Raw genomic sequence first — 13,855 nt, 5'->3', positions numbered from 1 at the left:
GTTCGGACGTCAAGGCGCCGGATGGACGCTCGATGGATAAGACCCTCGAGATTATTCAAACCTTCCCTGCTTTCCACGGAGCCCTTGATCGAACTCTGGAGAGCACCCTCCCGTTTTCGTCGGTGGTCAGGCGCACCATACCGCCGTCGTAACGGAACGTGAGGCGCCAACGCCCCTCATGCTCGCCGATGCCGCGTTCGCATACCGTATGCATCGCCCCGGTGCGCATGAGAGCGCGCATCTCGTCCTCCGTGAGGTCGAAGGCGGCACAGATCAATTCGGCGTCGACGACGATGCCGTTCTCGCCGAACTCCACGGACATGGGGCGGGATCCGGCGCGTCCGGGCCGGCCGTGGTCCGGGACGGTCATGCTTCGCCCGATCGTGCGCCGCCGTCTCGTTCCTGTTCCATGTTCATCCTTCCGGCGGCGCGCGATCGGAGACCAGACGCAGGCCCAAATGCGCGGGGGGCTGGCCCACGGCGCAACCGCCGCGCGCCGGATCGCGTTCCAGGTAGGGAATCGCGGCGAGGTGCTCGCCGCCGACCCAGAAGGCGGGGCAGCGGTCGCTGGTGACGGGTCCGCCGCCCCCGACATAGCAGTCGCTGGTCCATTCCCAGACCGATCCGTCGAGATCGGCGATGCCGTCGGGCGAGACCGAGAACGCGCCGCTGGCCTTGAGGGCGCGCGTCTTGCGTTCGCCGATCAGGTAGGCCGAGGCCCAATCGAGTTCCGGTTGGGTGAACAACGGATTCTTGGCGCGATCCACGACATCCGCCGCGATGGCGTCCCATTCGGCAGACGTGGGCAGGCGGAAGGGGTGGTTCGTCTTTTGGCTGATCCATGCCGCGTAGGCCACGGCCTCGGGCTGGTTGATTCGGGTGGCGGGCGTGGTGGCCGGGTCCTGGTGCCGTTGCCACGTCAGCGCGCGGGCGCAGGCGCCATCCGCCGCGCAGGCGTTCCATTCGTCGATCGTGACCTCGTGGCGCTGCACCCAGACGGGCGTGGCCAGGGGGACCGCAACGGTGTCCGGCAGCACGGAGAGGTCGGGGCCGCGCCCGTCGAACGCGGCCCCGATGATAAGGGCCGCCGCAAGGGAGACGAGCGCGCCAAGCAAGGGAATGGCGGGCAGGTTCCGGATCGCGGCGGCAAGGGTCATGGCGTCGGCCCCCTCATGCTTCAAACGGGCGGGGTGCCACGACCTGTTCCATCAGCTCGTTGTTCCAGTCGCCGTCGACGACGAAGTGCGCCGTGGCTCCCAGAAGCGCGCCGATGATCAGATTGTGGTTCACGTAGGCGTAGACGCCCGGCTGCTGGAAGGTATACATCGCTGCCGCGCCGCCGCCGCCGCGCACGAACCAGGTCTCCATGCCGGTCAGGGGCGGATCGGTGAAGGACGACTCCCAGACGTAGTCGCCATGACCCCCAATCAGGTGTGGGCGGCTGTCGACGTTGCACGAGTTGTGCACCATCAGGACGGTCTCGCCGACCTTGGCGCGCAGGGCTCCGTCGCCGGTCAGCGCGCCCACGGCGCCGTTGAAGACCTGATGTGTCGGGACCAGCGTCCGCATCGCGTCCAGGCTGTCGGCATAGTCGTCACCAGCAGCGTCATAGGTCTTGAAGTCGCCGTTCTCGTCGCGCGGCAGGTAGTAGTCCTGCTCGCCGAAATAGGTGATGGAATCGTAGTGCAGAGGATTGCCGTCGGCATCCTTCAGGCCATCGCGCGGAAGCACCATCAGCGCCCCGTTCATGCCGTGGCAGACATGGTAGGGGATCATCGCGCCGCCGGGGGCGCAGTGGTAGGTGAAAACGCCGGGCTTCGTCGCTTTCCAGCGCAGCACGACCTCCTCACCGGGATAGACGTGGGTCAGGCCTCCGCCGCCGAGCGCGCCTGTCGAGGCGTGGAAGTCGATGTTGTGCTCCATCATGCTGTCATGGGGATTGCGCAGGGTCAGCTCGACCATGTCGCCCTCGTGGCAGATGATCAGCGGGCCGGGGACCGAGCCGTTATAGGTGAGCGCCCAGACAGAGGCGCCGGTATCCTCGTCGACCACCATCAGCTGTTCGGTCGTGTCCATTGTTACTTCGATGATTTTCGGCCCGCCGGTGGCCACCTGCTCATGTTCGGGCGCGAAGGGCGGTGCGACCAGCTCCTGCTTGATCCGGGTGTAGCCGGACAGATCGGCGGGCGGGGCGGCTTGCGCCGTCTCAGGGTCGGCCACGCGGTGCAGAGTCTCGGGAAGTGGATCGCGCGGAACCGGAGCGCGCTTGGGCATGGAGAACGCCGCACCGCCCGTCACGGCGGCGGCGCCGGCCAAGACGGAGCCGCGCAGGATGTTGCGCCGGCTGGTGGGGGCGAGCCCCGGATTGATGAACTTGGTCATGTCAGCCTCCTCGGGCTTGGAGCCGGGGCGGTCCGCGCCCCGGCGGAATGGGTTATTCGGCGGAAAGCTCGGCCAGCTGCGCCTCGAAGCGTTCCTTCGCCTTGCGCGGGATGCGGCCTTCCAGGAAGTCGTCCGGCACCTCGGCGTCGCCCACCGCCACGGTCATCACCATGCCCATGGCGTAGTGCGGCTTGCATTGGATGGCGTAGAGGCCCTCGACGTCGAGCGTGACCTCGATCTCCTCGTTGATCCGGCCTTTGAAGGCCTCGGCCCCTTCGGGCATCATCTCGAGCAGGGACTCGGCGTTGTGGCCGTTGTCGGTGGCGAGGAACTTCACGGTGTCGCCGGGCTCGACCTGTAGGAACGCGGGCTCGAACACCATGCGCTCCCCGTCGGTCCCGACATTGAGCATCTGCACCTCGTGCGTCTCGGCGAGGGCCGCGCCCCCGACCAGGATCGCGAGTGCTGCAGCGGATGCCATGAAACGTGTCATTCGTCTGTCCTCTCGTGACGGCTTCGATAGGCTCGATATGGAGGATCCGCCCGGGGGTCGTTTTGCGCTAGCACAAACACCGCGACGGAAACCGGCGCCTTTGGACGATGGCACGCGTGCTTCGGATGTGGCACGCACGAGGGCATGACGGACGCCGCGCCTCGCAAGACCCTGCCTCGGCTGGACGAAAGCCTGCTGACGCACGTTCCGCCCTTCTCGCGGCTGGAACGGCGGCAGATCCGCGCGGTCCTCGACCAGGCGACGTCGCGGCGCCACGATGAAGGGGCCATGATCTTCGAGGAAGGCGCGCCGGCCGAGCGGTTCTACCTGCTACTTGACGGGCATATCCGCGTGGTCCGCACCACGCCCACGGGGGATCAGGTCATCGCGTTGCACATTCCGCCGGGACAGCTCTTCGGGATCGCGCGCGCGTTGGGCAAGGAGACTTATCCGGCAACGGCGGTGACGGCGGCAGAGTCCATCGCCTTGTCCTGGCCCATGAGGCTTTGGGACGGATTTGTCGCCGAGTACGACGGCTTCGCCACCGAGACATACGCCACCGTCGGCAAGCGGATCGGCGAGATGAATGATCGCATCATGGAGATGGCCACGCAGGCCGTCGAGCAGCGGGTCGCGAACGCCTTGCTGCGCCTCGTCAACCAGTCGGGGCGGAAGGTCGACGGCGGGATCGAGATCGCCTTTCCGATCACGCGCCAGGATCTGTCGCAGATGACGGGCACCACCCTGCACACCGTATCGCGTCTGCTGAGCGGCTGGGAGAAGGAAGGCCTCGTGAAGAGCCGCCGCAAGCACATCTCGGTCTGCGAGCCGCATGCCCTAGTGGTCCGGGCCCAGCGGTAAGACGGGCCGCGCTCAACCCTCGCCGTCGACGGCGGCGCAGAGCTCCGCGACGAACTTGTCCATGACGAGCCCGTATTCGACGCAGGCGTCGACGACGGTGTGGAACGGCGCGATCATGCACCCTACGCAGAGCATGTCGTGGCGCAGGAAGACCGGCACCGTCTCGGGCCACGCCTCCATCAGGTCGGCAAGCGGCAGGTCTAGGTCGTCGATGCGCGGTCGGGACATGGCTCTCCTCCTGGCCCAACGACCGTAGCCGGCCAATCCTCCCGAACGTTGCGGCAAAGCAAACTCGGGGGGCGACCCCACGCTTAGACTGCGACCATCCCGTTCATATCGGAGGCCGTCGTGGCGGAAATTCTGACGAAATCGCGGGCGCGCAACATTTTCTACGGAGGCTCGCTGTTCTTCGTAGTCGTGTTCGTGCTGCTCACTTGGCAATCACACAACTACATCGTCACGCAGTCGACGGCCGGAATGCCGCTGATCGAGGCGGTCGTGCACGGCAAGCACGTCTGGGAGCGCAACTCCTGCATCAACTGCCACACGCTGCACGGCGAGGGCGCCTACTTCGCGCCCGAACTCGGCAACGTGATGACCCGCTGGGGCGTGGCCGACGACCCCGAGGGCGCCTTCGAGATCCTGCGCGGGTGGATCGACAGCCAGCCCAGCGGGATCGAGGGCCGCCGGCAGATGCCGTATTTCGAGCTCAGCGACGAGGACGTGCGCGGCCTGGCCGAATTCCTCCGCTGGGCCGATCAGACCGACACCCAGGGTTGGCCGCCGAACGACGCCGGCTGAGGAGAGAGAGATGAGATATCAGACACAACGCATCGCCTACTGGTACTTCCTCGCCGCGCTCGCGCTGTTCGCGGTGCAGGTCCTGGGCGGCCTGACCATCGGCTACATCTACATCCAGCCGAACTTCCTGGCCGAGGTGTTCCCCTTCCACATCGTGCGCATGGTGCACACCAACGCGCTGATCGTCTGGCTGCTGCTGGGCTTCTTCGGCGCAGCCTACTTCCTGGTGCCGGAGGAGAGCGAGACGGAGGTCTACTCCTCCAAGCTGGCCTACCTGCAACTCGTCATCCTGCTCGTCGGCACGCTGGGCGCGGTGATCGGCTACGGCTTCAAGGTCCATGGCGGGCGCGAGTTCCTGGAGCAACCGCTCTGGGTGCGCCTGGGCATCCTAGTTGCCGCCGTGATCTTTCTCTTCAACATCTCGATGACAGTGCTGCGCGGTAAGAAGACGGCGATCACGGGCGTGCTGCTGATGGGTCTGTGGCTGCTGTCGCTGCTGTGGATCTTCGCCTTCATCAACCCCGCGAACCTCTCGCTCGACAAGATGTACTGGTGGTTCGTCGTCCACCTCTGGGTCGAGGCGACCTGGGAGCTGGTGATGGCGGCGGTGCTCGCCTTCATCCTGCTCAAGCTGACGGGCGTGGACCGCGAGGTCGTGGAGAAATGGCTCTACGTCATCGTCGCCACGGCGCTCTTCTCGGGCATCCTCGGCACCGGCCACCACTTCTACTGGATCGGCCTTCCGGGCTACTGGCAGTGGGTCGGCTCGATCTTCTCGACCTTCGAAGTGGTCCCCTTCTTCCTGATGATGTCCTTCGCCTTCGTGATGGTCTGGAAGGGCCGGCGCAACCACCCCAACAAGGCCGCGCTCCTGTGGTCGCTGGGGTCCAGCACCGTGGCGTTCTTCGGCGCGGGCGTCTGGGGCTTCCTGCACACGCTGCACGGGGTGAACTTCTACAGCCACGGAACGCAGATCACAGCGGCGCACGGACACCTCGCGTTCTTCGGCGCCTACGTGGCGATGAACCTGGCGATCATCACCTACGCCATGCCGATCCTTCGTAACCGCGAGCCCTACAACCAGGTGCTCAACATGGCGTCCTTCTGGCTGATGACCGGCGGCATGGCGTTCATGACCTTCACGTTGACCTTCGCCGGCACGATCCAGACGCACATGCAGCGGGTGCTGGGCGAGTACTACATGGTCGTGCAGGACGATCTCGCGATCTTCTACGTCATGCGCTTCGGCTCGGGCGTGGCGGTCGTGCTGGGGGCGCTGCTGTTCATCTACAGCCAGCTCGTCGTCCGGAAGTCCGAGGTCATCCGGCCCGGCCGGGCGAACCCCGCCCCCGAAACCTCCGATCCGATCCCGGGAGAGTGAGCGATGAACGTGCAAAGCACCCCCACCCTGCCGTTCTACCAAGCGACGGGCAGCGAATGCGCCCTGTTCGAGACGGCTCACGACAACGGTCTGCCCCTTCTTCTGAAGGGGCCCACCGGCTGCGGCAAAACGCGCTTCGTCGAGCACATGGCCGCGCGCCTGGGCAAGCCGCTCCATACCGTCGCCTGCCATGACGACCTGTCGGCGGCGGACCTGATCGGACGCTACCTCTTGAAGGGCGGCGAGACGGTCTGGGTCGACGGCCCGCTGACGCGCGCGGTGCGCGAAGGGGGCATCTGCTACCTCGACGAGGTGGTCGAGGCGCGCAAGGACGTCACCGTGGTGCTGCACCCGCTGACCGACACGCGCCGCACCCTGATGATCGATCGCACGGGCGAGGAGTTGGCGGCTCCCCCGGGCTTCATGCTCGTCGCCTCCTACAACCCCGGCTATCAGAACGTGCTCAAGCGGCTGAAGCCCTCGACCCGGCAGAGGTTCCTGTCGATCTCCTTCGACTTCCCGGACCCCGAGACGGAGATCGCCGTGGTCGCCAGCGAGAGCGGGCTGGAGCCGGGGCGCGTGGCGCCACTGGTGCGGCTTGCGGGCCATATCCGCACGCTGTCGGGCATGGACCTCGAAGAAGGGGTTTCGACCCGTCTGCTGATCTACGCGGCCACGTTGATGGCGGGCGGCACAGGGATCGACCAGGCGCTCGAGGCCGCCGTGATCGAGCCGCTCAGCGACGAGCCGGACGTGCAGCGGGCGCTGCGCGACCTGATTGCCACGATCTACGGGTAGCCGTCATGCACCTGCACGATCTGATGGAGCCGGAAGAGACCGTCGGCAAGATCTGGCACGACATGGCCAACGGCATCGGCGCGACGGTCTCCCATCCCGAGGCGGGCGTCACGCTCGTCTCGGTCCGGCCGAGCCTCGCCGTCCTGTTCCGGGCGTTGGGCGGCGGGGCAGGCGTGGAACTGACCGAAAGCCCTGCGACCGTGACCCGCCACCGCCAGGCGATCCGGCGAAAGCTGGGCGCGGAACGAGACCGCGAATACCTGTCCCGGTTCGACGGCGAGCGGCTGGCGCTGCCCCCGTTCTTCGCGGCCTTTCCCGACGCGGACCTCAACCGGGCGGCGTATTTCTGGCTGACGGCATCGGCCGCGGTCAGCGAGCCGGCGATGCTCGACCTGCCCGACGAGGGTCCGGCGCGGGACTGCGCGCAGATCCGCGCCAACGCTCGGTCCGCCGATCGAACCTACGAGCTTTGCCCCGGCTTGCGCGAACTCTATGCCCGCATGACCGAGCTCTGCGCGGGTGCCCGGCCGAACCTGATCCGCCCGGCCTCCGAGACCGCGATGGAACGGGCGATCCGCGACCAGCTTTGCGGCGAGAGCGCGGATATGGACTTGGATGGGGAACCCGTCTCTCCCAGCCGCGGCCATCGGCCCTTCGCCCCCGTGCCGATCTGGCTGACCTACGACCGCCCCGGCACCGGCGGCGCCGCGCCGGAGGAGGCCGAGGAGGGCGCCCCCCCGCCGCCGGGCACCGCCACGACCACGCGCAAGCTCGGCGAGCGACAGGATAACGAGCAGAACCGGCGATCCGACAGCTTCATCATGCACCGCTTCGAGTCGATCCTATCCTGGGTCGAGTCCATGAACATCAACCGGTCGGTCCACGACGACGACGACGAGAACGCCCAGAAGGCCGCCGAAGACCAGGACCGCATCACGCTCAACAAGCACGACCGCAAGACGGCGACGCGGCTGCGTCTGCACCTCGACCTGTCGCCCGCCGATGCCGATCACGAGGCGCTTGCGGGCGTGCATACCTATCCCGAATGGAACCACCGCACGCGCAGTTACATGGAGGGTCATTGCCGCGTGCTTGACGCCCCCGCGCAGCCAAGCGCCGATGACGGGTTCCGCCCCGACCCGCGCCGCATCCGCGCCGTGCGCCGCCAGTTCGAGGCCCTGCGTCCCCGCCGCATCCTCCAACCCCGGCAGGTGGAGGGAAGCGAGCTGGATCTAGATGCGTTGCTGACCTCGCGCGCCGACCTTCGGGCCACGGGGCGCGGGTCGGACCGCATCTGGCAGGCCGCCCGCCAGACGGAGCGCGACCTCTCGGTCGCATTCCTCGTCGACATGTCGCGCAGCACGGAGGCGGCGATCGGTGAGACCTCGGTGATCGACGTCGCCCGCGAGGCGGTCGCGGGGCTCGCCGCCGGGATTGACGCGGCCGGCGACCGGCTGGGCGTCTGGGGCTTCTCGTCGCTGCGCCGCGACCGCGTGTTCCTGACGCGGATCAAGCCGTTCGATACGCCCTTCACCGGCGAGGTCGAGGCCGGCATCGCGGCCATGCGGCCGGGCCACTACACCCGCCTCGGCGCCGCGATCCGGCATGCCAGTGCCCAACTCGCCGAGCAGCCCTCGGCAAGGAAGCTCCTTCTCGTCCTCACCGACGGCAAGCCGAACGATCTCGACCACTACGAAGGACAGCACGGGATCGAGGACAGCCGCATGGCCGTCCGTGAGGCCCGTCGCGCCGGGCAGAGCCTGCACGGAATCGTCATCGATGAGGATGGGCAGGACTGGTTCGCCCGCATCTTCGGTCGCGGCGGTTTCACCCTGCTGCCCGATCCCAAACGCCTGGTCCGGGCGCTCCCCGACATCTACCGCAGCCTTATACAGGAAAGCTGACCCATGCGCATCCTCGCCCTCCTCTCCGCCATGCTCCTGACGAAGCCGGCCGTGGCGGACGCGTTCAAGCGCCCGATCCCGCAGGCCCAAAGCGCGACGGCCGAGTTCTGGTACGCCGCCGCGTGCTTCGCCTTCCTCGCCGCGCTCGTGGCCGTCCAACGCCTCGTCGCGCGCCGATGACGCCGGTGTGGAAGATCGCGGCCTGGCTCTATCCGTTCGGGGCGGGGGCGATGGGCGTAAACGTCTTCTTCGCCTCGCTGATCGGGTCGTGGCTCGGACTGCCCGTCCTGTCCACGCTGCAATCGACCGTCCTCGGCGCCCTGATTGGGCTGCCCGCCACCTACCTCTTCGCCCGTCACATCCTTCGCCTGATGATCGAAGCGGACACCTGAGGAGAGAGAGATGACCACCGCCGCCGCCATGCGCGCCTGGACCGGGCCTGCGATCCTGACCTACGGGTTCCGTCCGTTCTTCTTCGGCGGTGCCGTCTGGGCGGCGGGGGCGATGGGGGCCTGGATGCTCATGCTGATGGGCGCGCTGGATTTGCCGTCCCGCTTCGACCCGGTATCCTGGCACGCGCATGCCTTTCTGTTCGGCTATGTCGGCGCGATCATCGCGGGGTTCCTGCTGACGGCGGTCCCCAACTGGACGGGCCGCCTGCCGGTGACGGGCTGGGCGCTTGGAGGTCTGGTCGCGCTCTGGGTCGCGGGGCGCGTGGCGGTTTCGGTCTCCGCGCTGCTGCCAGCCTACTGGGCGGCGGCAATCGACCTGGCCTTTCCCGTGGTGCTGGGCGCCGTGATCCTGCGCGAGATCGTGTCGGGGTCGAACTGGCGCAACCTGCCCGTGCTCGGCCTTCTGGTCGTGTTCGCCACGGCCAACGCCTGGTTTCACTGTGACGCCGCCCTGGGCGACGCGGCCGGGGGGACGGGCCTGCGGCTGGGGCTTGCCGCCGTGCTCGTCATGATCGCGCTGATCGGCGGCCGGATCGTGCCGTCCTTCACGCGCAACTGGCTGGTCAAGCAGGGATCCGAAGCGCGGCCCGCCGCGCCGATGCAGGGCTTCGACAGGGTCGCCATGCTGGCCACCGCCGCGGGTCTGCTGATGTGGGTCGTCATGCCTGCGCACCCGCTGACCGGGGCCGCGCTTCTGGCCGTCGCCGTGCTCAACGTCGCCCGCCTGGCCCGGTGGCAGGGCTGGCGCACGCGCGCGGAGCCGCTGGTCCTCGTCCTCCATGCAGCCTACGCGTTCGTGCCCCTCGGCGCCCTGCTGCTAGGCGCGGCGATCCTCGCGCCGGAGGAGATTTCGTCGGCCTCCGTCCAGCACGTCTGGATGGCCGGCGCGTTGGGCCTGATGACCCTGGCCGTGATGACCCGGGCGACCCTTGGCCATACCGGGGGGGACCTGACCGCGGGGCCTGGGACCGTCGCGATCTATTCCGCGCTGCTCGGCTCGGTCGTGGCGCGGGCGCTGTCCTACGGCGGCACGGACCTGCTCGCCCTGTCCGCTGTTCTTTGGATTGCGGCCTTCGGCGGGTTCGCGTGGTTCTACGGCCCGCTGCTCCTGCACCCGCGGGACCCGGCATGACCTGGGCGCCCTTCGCCGCGGCGCTCGCGCTGTTCTACGCGACCCACGCGCTGCCCACGCGCCCGGTCATGCGGGCGCGGCTGCGGGACAGCCTCGGGCCGCGCGGCTTCACCCTCGCCTATTCGGCGCTGTCGCTCTTCATGCTGGCGCTGGTCATTCATGCGGCAGGTCAGGCGCCCTGGGTCCAGCTCTGGCCGCAAATGGAATGGATGCGGCACCTCACGCTGCTGGGAATGCTGGCGGCCTGCCTTCTGGTGGCGCTGGCCATCGGGCGGCCCAACCCGTTCTCCTTCGGCGGGCCGTCCGGGGGGTTCGATCCGGCCCGCCCGGGCATCGTGCGCGTCACGCGGCATCCCCTGCTCTGGGCGATGGCGCTCTGGGCGGGGCTGCACCTCATGGTGAACGGCGACGTGGCGCATGCCGTCCTCTTCGGCGGCTTCGCCCTGTTCGCGGTGGCCGGCACCTGGGCGATCGACCGGCGGCGCGCGCGCCAGGGTCCGGGCTGGCAGGTCACGCTCGATGCGATGCGCGCCCATCCGCCCCGGCCCGCCGACTGGCGCGCGGCCATCCTGCGGATCGCGGGGGGCGTGGCGCTCTGGCTCATGCTCATCGCCGCGCATCCGGCGCTGATAGGCGTCTCGCCGTTGCCCTAACGGTCAGGCGCCGGGCCGCGTCGCCACGAACAGGGTGGCGGCCAGCAGGCAGGCGCCTTGCACCGCCAGCGCGGGACCCGCCACCCCGGCCCAGGCCGCGACCCCGAACGACGCCGCCATCGCGGCCAATGCCAGCGCCTTCGCGCGGGGGGCGATGGCGCTGCGGTCGCGCCATCGCGCAAGCGCCGGACCGAAGGCCGGGTGCGCCGCGATGCGGGGCGAGCCGCGCCCGAAGGCCGCCGCCGCGAGGATGACGAAGGGGGTCGTCGGCAGAAGCGGCAGCACCGCCCCCCCCACTCCGAGCGCCAACGCCCCCCATCCGAGCCCGCGCCAGAGCGCGCCGGCAACCATCACGAGGCCTGCGAATAGCGCGCGCCCGCGACGACGCGCGCGTCGAACAGCGCCGCGATCAGTCGCGTGAGCGTGCGGCCCTCGGGACGGATCGACAGCCCGCCTAGCTCACGTGTGACGGCCGGCCCGAACCGTGCCAGCGCCGCGTCGATGCCGGCTTCGAGCGTTGCGGTCCGCGGTCCGAAATCCCGTTCCAGCTCGCGCATGTCGAGGCGGAAGTCGCACATCAGCATCTCGATCGCCCGCGCCCGCAGCCGATCCTCGGGCATATGCCGGTGCCCGCGCGCACCCGCCAGGCGTCCGGCAGCGATGCGCTCGGCATAGGCAGGGGTCATGGCCGCGTTCTGGACGATGCCACCCGGAAAGCCGGAGATGGAGGAGGCGCCGATGCCGATCAGCTCGGGGCAGGTATCGTCGGTGTAGCCTTGAAAGTTCCGGCGCAGGCGCCCGGTGCGCGCGGCCACCGCCAGCGCGTCATCCGCCAGCGCGAAATGGTCGATGCCGATGGCATCCAGGCCCGCCGCTTCGAAGCGTGAGGTGGCCAGACAAGCCAAAGCATGACGCTCCTCGCCCGAGGGCAGGGCATCGCCCGGGATCAGCTTCTGACGCCGGGAATGGTGCGGCACATGCGCATAGCCAAACAGGGCCACCCGGTCGGGCGCCAGTTCCAGAACCTGACCCACCGTCGCGGCGAAGCGTTCGGGCGTCTGATGCGGCAGCCCGTAGACCAGATCGGCGTTGAGCGAGGCGACACCGTGGCGCCTCAACGCCCGGACGCAGTCGCGCGTCTGCTCGAAGCTCTGCAGACGGCCGATGGCTCGCTGCACCTGCGGGTCGAAATCCTGGATGCCCAGGCTCGCGCGGCTTAAGCCAATTTCGGCCAGCGCGGCGATCTTGGCTTCGTCGACCATGGTCGGGTCGATCTCGACGGAGAACTCGCAATCCGGGGTGGGCGGGATCACGTCGCCGATTGCGCCGGCGAGCCGCCGGATCAACGCGGGCGGCAGGATCGTCGGCGTGCCCCCGCCCCAATGCATGCGCGCCATGCGGATGCCCGCGGGCAGCGCCTCGCACAGCAGCGCCAGCTCCGCTTCGACCGTATCGAGATAGGCCAGAACCGGATTGAGCGTCGTCGTGCCCTGCGTCTGGCAGGCGCAGAACCAGCACAACCGCTCGCAAAACGGCACATGGACGTAGACCGAGACGGGCCTCGCCGGATCGAGCGCGGCGAGGCAATCCCTCTGGAAGCTCTCGTCCGCGAACGGGGCGAACGCCGTGGCGGGCGGATAGGAGGTGTAGCGCGGCACCCGCGCATCGAAGAGGCCCAGGGCCCGGAGGGAGGGGATATCCAGCATGGATCGTGTATCGGCAACGGCCGGCCCGAGGTCGTTGTCGTGGATCAACCTCCGGCCGATGAACATCCGGGGGCCATCTCGATCGTCACGGTTCGCCCCAGGGTGTTCCGCCCGCTTCAACCCTGCCTACCGGAAGGTCGCGCCGATTCGGTCCCAGCCAATCTCGGGCACCGCGCTCTCCTGCGGCAGCCCATAGCTCAGGCCACGGCCGATCCGGTGCGCGAGCGCCGACCAAGCCCGCGCCAGCGGGACGGGCAGCTCCCGGTCGAGCGCCGCGTCGAACAGCGACAGCCAGACAGGAAAATGGCCGGGGCGGACGTCGCCTGCGGCCACATGGACCTGCATGGGATTCCCGTCATAGCAACGCTCGAACAGCACCGCCTTGCGCCAGAACCGGGCGATCTTCTCCTCATGCGCGGGCCAGTCGGCGACATGCGCTGCGAAGATCGGCCCGAGCTCCGGGTGCGCCCGGACGGCGGCGTAGAACCGCGCCACGACCTGGTCGATCTGCGCCGCGGAGACGGGGATGCGAGGCGGCATCGTCACACGACGACGATCCAGACGACGATCAGACCGATCACGAGATAGACGAGGGTGTTGATCATCCAGCGGATTAGGCCCGCATCCGCCGTAGGGTCCACGCCCAGTAGCCGACAGACCTTGGTCCCCGGCCAGAGGATGGCTTCGGATAGCGTCATCGGGCACCTCAAATCGGTATTCGATATGCGGATTATCTCTACACTTTATTTTGCGTATTTCAGGTGCTAAAAATAGGATATGCAGCTCGACAAGTTCACCGACTACGCCCTGCGCGTTCTGATGACACTGGCGGTGCGCGCCCCCGAACGGGTGCCCGCGCTTCACATTGCGGCGACGTTCGGGGTGTCGGAGAACCATGTGTCGAAGGTCGCGACCCGGCTCGTGCGCGAGGGGTTCGTCGTCTCGGAACGTGGCCGCACCGGCGGTCTGGTCCTCGCGCGGGCGGCGGAGCTCATCCGTGTCGGCGAGGTCGTGCGGGCCGTGAGGGGTAACGATCCGGTCGTGGAGTGTTTCGGGCCGAACAGGTCCTGCCTCATCCTGCCTGCCTGCGGGCTGCGGCCAGCTCTGGCGCAGGCGCAGGAGGCGTTCTTCGCGGCGCTCGACGTCTATACGTTGGCGGACATCACGCGCTCGCGCGCCACGCTCGCGGAGTTCTTGGGCGATTGACCGCCGGACCGCAGATCGCGCTCCCGCGATGAACCATTGTCTTTCATGAATGCGCCGTGAATGATTGAACGTTCCTTTGAACTATA

19 protein-coding genes are annotated in these 13,855 nt (G+C 68.2%); 10 read left to right on the top strand and 9 right to left on the bottom strand.

What is annotated here, in order from left to right; all coding sequences use genetic code 11:
• Positions 1-55: 55 nt before the first annotated feature.
• The 4 genes from jaqu_RS12540 to jaqu_RS12525 all read right to left on the bottom strand — a co-directional run bounded on the left by jaqu_RS12540 (position 56) and on the right by jaqu_RS12525 (position 2,875).
• Complete coding sequence (locus jaqu_RS12540; protein ID WP_043919338.1) at positions 56-322, bottom strand: DUF6522 family protein; 267 nt, start codon at positions 320-322, stop codon at positions 56-58.
• A gap of 91 nt (positions 323-413) precedes the next feature.
• Positions 414-1,157 carry a formylglycine-generating enzyme family protein gene (locus jaqu_RS12535; protein WP_043919337.1) on the bottom strand — a complete coding sequence of 248 codons (744 nt, stop codon included), beginning with the start codon at positions 1,155-1,157 and terminating at the stop codon, positions 414-416.
• 13 nt (positions 1,158-1,170) lie between these two features.
• Positions 1,171-2,382 (bottom strand): copper-containing nitrite reductase, encoded by a 1,212-nt coding sequence (gene nirK, locus jaqu_RS12530; RefSeq protein ID WP_043919336.1) that lies wholly within the window; start codon positions 2,380-2,382, stop codon positions 1,171-1,173.
• A 52-nt stretch (positions 2,383-2,434) separates the two neighbouring features.
• Positions 2,435-2,875: a pseudoazurin gene (locus jaqu_RS12525; protein WP_043919335.1), complete on the bottom strand. Its 441-nt coding sequence runs from the start codon at positions 2,873-2,875 to the stop codon at positions 2,435-2,437.
• Positions 2,876-3,046: 171 nt separating this feature from the next.
• Here jaqu_RS12525 and jaqu_RS12520 point away from each other — a divergent pair, with 171 nt between their 5' ends.
• A complete protein-coding gene (locus jaqu_RS12520) occupies positions 3,047-3,736 on the top strand; it encodes a Crp/Fnr family transcriptional regulator (protein WP_043919340.1) in 690 nt (229 codons plus the stop codon).
• 12 nt (positions 3,737-3,748) lie between these two features.
• Here jaqu_RS12520 and jaqu_RS12515 read toward each other — a convergent pair whose 3' ends face one another.
• Positions 3,749-3,964, bottom strand: a complete 216-nt coding sequence (locus jaqu_RS12515; protein ID WP_043919334.1) for a DUF1858 domain-containing protein — start codon at positions 3,962-3,964, stop codon at positions 3,749-3,751.
• A 120-nt stretch (positions 3,965-4,084) separates the two neighbouring features.
• Between jaqu_RS12515 and jaqu_RS12510 the strand changes: the two genes are divergently transcribed.
• From jaqu_RS12510 to jaqu_RS12475, 8 genes are read left to right on the top strand one after another with little or no spacing between them, the layout of a single operon-like run.
• Positions 4,085-4,537, top strand: coding sequence for a c-type cytochrome (locus jaqu_RS12510; protein ID WP_043919333.1), 453 nt, complete (start codon positions 4,085-4,087; stop codon positions 4,535-4,537).
• A gap of 10 nt (positions 4,538-4,547) precedes the next feature.
• On the top strand, positions 4,548-5,918 hold the full coding sequence (locus jaqu_RS12505) for a cbb3-type cytochrome c oxidase subunit I (protein WP_043919332.1): 1,371 nt from the start codon (positions 4,548-4,550) through the stop codon (positions 5,916-5,918).
• A gap of 3 nt (positions 5,919-5,921) precedes the next feature.
• Entirely contained in the window at positions 5,922-6,716 is a 795-nt protein-coding gene (locus jaqu_RS12500; RefSeq protein ID WP_043919331.1) for a CbbQ/NirQ/NorQ/GpvN family protein, read from the top strand.
• A 5-nt stretch (positions 6,717-6,721) separates the two neighbouring features.
• Positions 6,722-8,620 carry a nitric oxide reductase activation protein NorD gene (locus jaqu_RS12495; protein WP_043919330.1) on the top strand — a complete coding sequence of 633 codons (1,899 nt, stop codon included), beginning with the start codon at positions 6,722-6,724 and terminating at the stop codon, positions 8,618-8,620.
• A 3-nt stretch (positions 8,621-8,623) separates the two neighbouring features.
• Positions 8,624-8,800: a hypothetical protein gene (locus tag jaqu_RS12490; RefSeq protein ID WP_043919329.1), complete on the top strand. Its 177-nt coding sequence runs from the start codon at positions 8,624-8,626 to the stop codon at positions 8,798-8,800.
• Positions 8,797-9,012: a hypothetical protein gene (locus jaqu_RS12485; RefSeq protein ID WP_043919328.1), complete on the top strand. Its 216-nt coding sequence runs from the start codon at positions 8,797-8,799 to the stop codon at positions 9,010-9,012. The genes jaqu_RS12490 and jaqu_RS12485 overlap by 4 nt, the downstream gene beginning before the upstream one ends.
• Before the next feature lie 10 nt (positions 9,013-9,022).
• Complete coding sequence (locus tag jaqu_RS12480; protein ID WP_043919327.1) at positions 9,023-10,204, top strand: NnrS family protein; 1,182 nt, start codon at positions 9,023-9,025, stop codon at positions 10,202-10,204.
• On the top strand, positions 10,201-10,857 hold the full coding sequence (locus jaqu_RS12475) for an NnrU family protein (RefSeq protein ID WP_043919326.1): 657 nt from the start codon (positions 10,201-10,203) through the stop codon (positions 10,855-10,857). Before jaqu_RS12480 ends, jaqu_RS12475 begins: the two co-directional genes overlap by 4 nt.
• Positions 10,858-10,860: 3 nt before the next feature.
• Here the strand turns inward: jaqu_RS12475 and jaqu_RS12470 are convergent, their stop codons facing one another.
• The 4 genes from jaqu_RS12470 to jaqu_RS21870 all read right to left on the bottom strand — a co-directional run bounded on the left by jaqu_RS12470 (position 10,861) and on the right by jaqu_RS21870 (position 13,261).
• Positions 10,861-11,208 carry a YbaN family protein gene (locus tag jaqu_RS12470; RefSeq protein WP_043919325.1) on the bottom strand — a complete coding sequence of 116 codons (348 nt, stop codon included), beginning with the start codon at positions 11,206-11,208 and terminating at the stop codon, positions 10,861-10,863.
• Complete coding sequence (gene hemN, locus jaqu_RS12465) at positions 11,208-12,563, bottom strand: oxygen-independent coproporphyrinogen III oxidase (protein WP_043919339.1); 1,356 nt, start codon at positions 12,561-12,563, stop codon at positions 11,208-11,210. Before hemN ends, jaqu_RS12470 begins: the two co-directional genes overlap by 1 nt.
• A 126-nt stretch (positions 12,564-12,689) precedes the next feature.
• Positions 12,690-13,103, bottom strand: coding sequence for a group III truncated hemoglobin (locus jaqu_RS12460; RefSeq protein ID WP_043919324.1), 414 nt, complete (start codon positions 13,101-13,103; stop codon positions 12,690-12,692).
• A gap of 2 nt (positions 13,104-13,105) precedes the next feature.
• Positions 13,106-13,261 carry a hypothetical protein gene (locus jaqu_RS21870; RefSeq protein WP_169746094.1) on the bottom strand — a complete coding sequence of 52 codons (156 nt, stop codon included), beginning with the start codon at positions 13,259-13,261 and terminating at the stop codon, positions 13,106-13,108.
• A 79-nt stretch (positions 13,262-13,340) separates the two neighbouring features.
• On the opposite strand from jaqu_RS21870, the gene jaqu_RS12455 reads away from it, so the two are divergent.
• Positions 13,341-13,769, top strand: coding sequence for an RrF2 family transcriptional regulator (locus jaqu_RS12455; RefSeq protein WP_043919323.1), 429 nt, complete (start codon positions 13,341-13,343; stop codon positions 13,767-13,769).
• Positions 13,770-13,855 lie beyond the last annotated feature (86 nt).

Source organism: Jannaschia aquimarina (assembly GCF_000877395.1).
Lineage (GTDB): Bacteria > Pseudomonadota > Alphaproteobacteria > Rhodobacterales > Rhodobacteraceae > Jannaschia > Jannaschia aquimarina.
This window is presented reverse-complemented; position numbering and strand designations above follow the sequence as displayed.

Coding starts and splice junctions, on each gene's coding strand:
- jaqu_RS12475 (WP_043919326.1), top strand. CDS start 10,201: ATGACCTGGGCGCCCTTCGCCGCGGCGCTCGCGCTGTTCTACGCGACC.
- jaqu_RS21870 (WP_169746094.1), bottom strand. CDS start 13,261: ATGACGCTATCCGAAGCCATCCTCTGGCCGGGGACCAAGGTCTGTCGG.
- jaqu_RS12485 (WP_043919328.1), top strand. CDS start 8,797: ATGACGCCGGTGTGGAAGATCGCGGCCTGGCTCTATCCGTTCGGGGCG.
- jaqu_RS12535 (WP_043919337.1), bottom strand. CDS start 1,157: ATGACCCTTGCCGCCGCGATCCGGAACCTGCCCGCCATTCCCTTGCTT.
- jaqu_RS12490 (WP_043919329.1), top strand. CDS start 8,624: ATGCGCATCCTCGCCCTCCTCTCCGCCATGCTCCTGACGAAGCCGGCC.
- nirK (WP_043919336.1), bottom strand. CDS start 2,382: ATGACCAAGTTCATCAATCCGGGGCTCGCCCCCACCAGCCGGCGCAAC.
- jaqu_RS12505 (WP_043919332.1), top strand. CDS start 4,548: ATGAGATATCAGACACAACGCATCGCCTACTGGTACTTCCTCGCCGCG.
- jaqu_RS12460 (WP_043919324.1), bottom strand. CDS start 13,103: ATGCCGCCTCGCATCCCCGTCTCCGCGGCGCAGATCGACCAGGTCGTG.
- jaqu_RS12525 (WP_043919335.1), bottom strand. CDS start 2,875: ATGACACGTTTCATGGCATCCGCTGCAGCACTCGCGATCCTGGTCGGG.
- hemN (WP_043919339.1), bottom strand. CDS start 12,563: ATGCTGGATATCCCCTCCCTCCGGGCCCTGGGCCTCTTCGATGCGCGG.
- jaqu_RS12480 (WP_043919327.1), top strand. CDS start 9,023: ATGACCACCGCCGCCGCCATGCGCGCCTGGACCGGGCCTGCGATCCTG.
- jaqu_RS12500 (WP_043919331.1), top strand. CDS start 5,922: ATGAACGTGCAAAGCACCCCCACCCTGCCGTTCTACCAAGCGACGGGC.
- jaqu_RS12495 (WP_043919330.1), top strand. CDS start 6,722: ATGCACCTGCACGATCTGATGGAGCCGGAAGAGACCGTCGGCAAGATC.
- jaqu_RS12515 (WP_043919334.1), bottom strand. CDS start 3,964: ATGTCCCGACCGCGCATCGACGACCTAGACCTGCCGCTTGCCGACCTG.
- jaqu_RS12540 (WP_043919338.1), bottom strand. CDS start 322: ATGTCCGTGGAGTTCGGCGAGAACGGCATCGTCGTCGACGCCGAATTG.
- jaqu_RS12470 (WP_043919325.1), bottom strand. CDS start 11,208: ATGGTTGCCGGCGCGCTCTGGCGCGGGCTCGGATGGGGGGCGTTGGCG.
- jaqu_RS12455 (WP_043919323.1), top strand. CDS start 13,341: ATGCAGCTCGACAAGTTCACCGACTACGCCCTGCGCGTTCTGATGACA.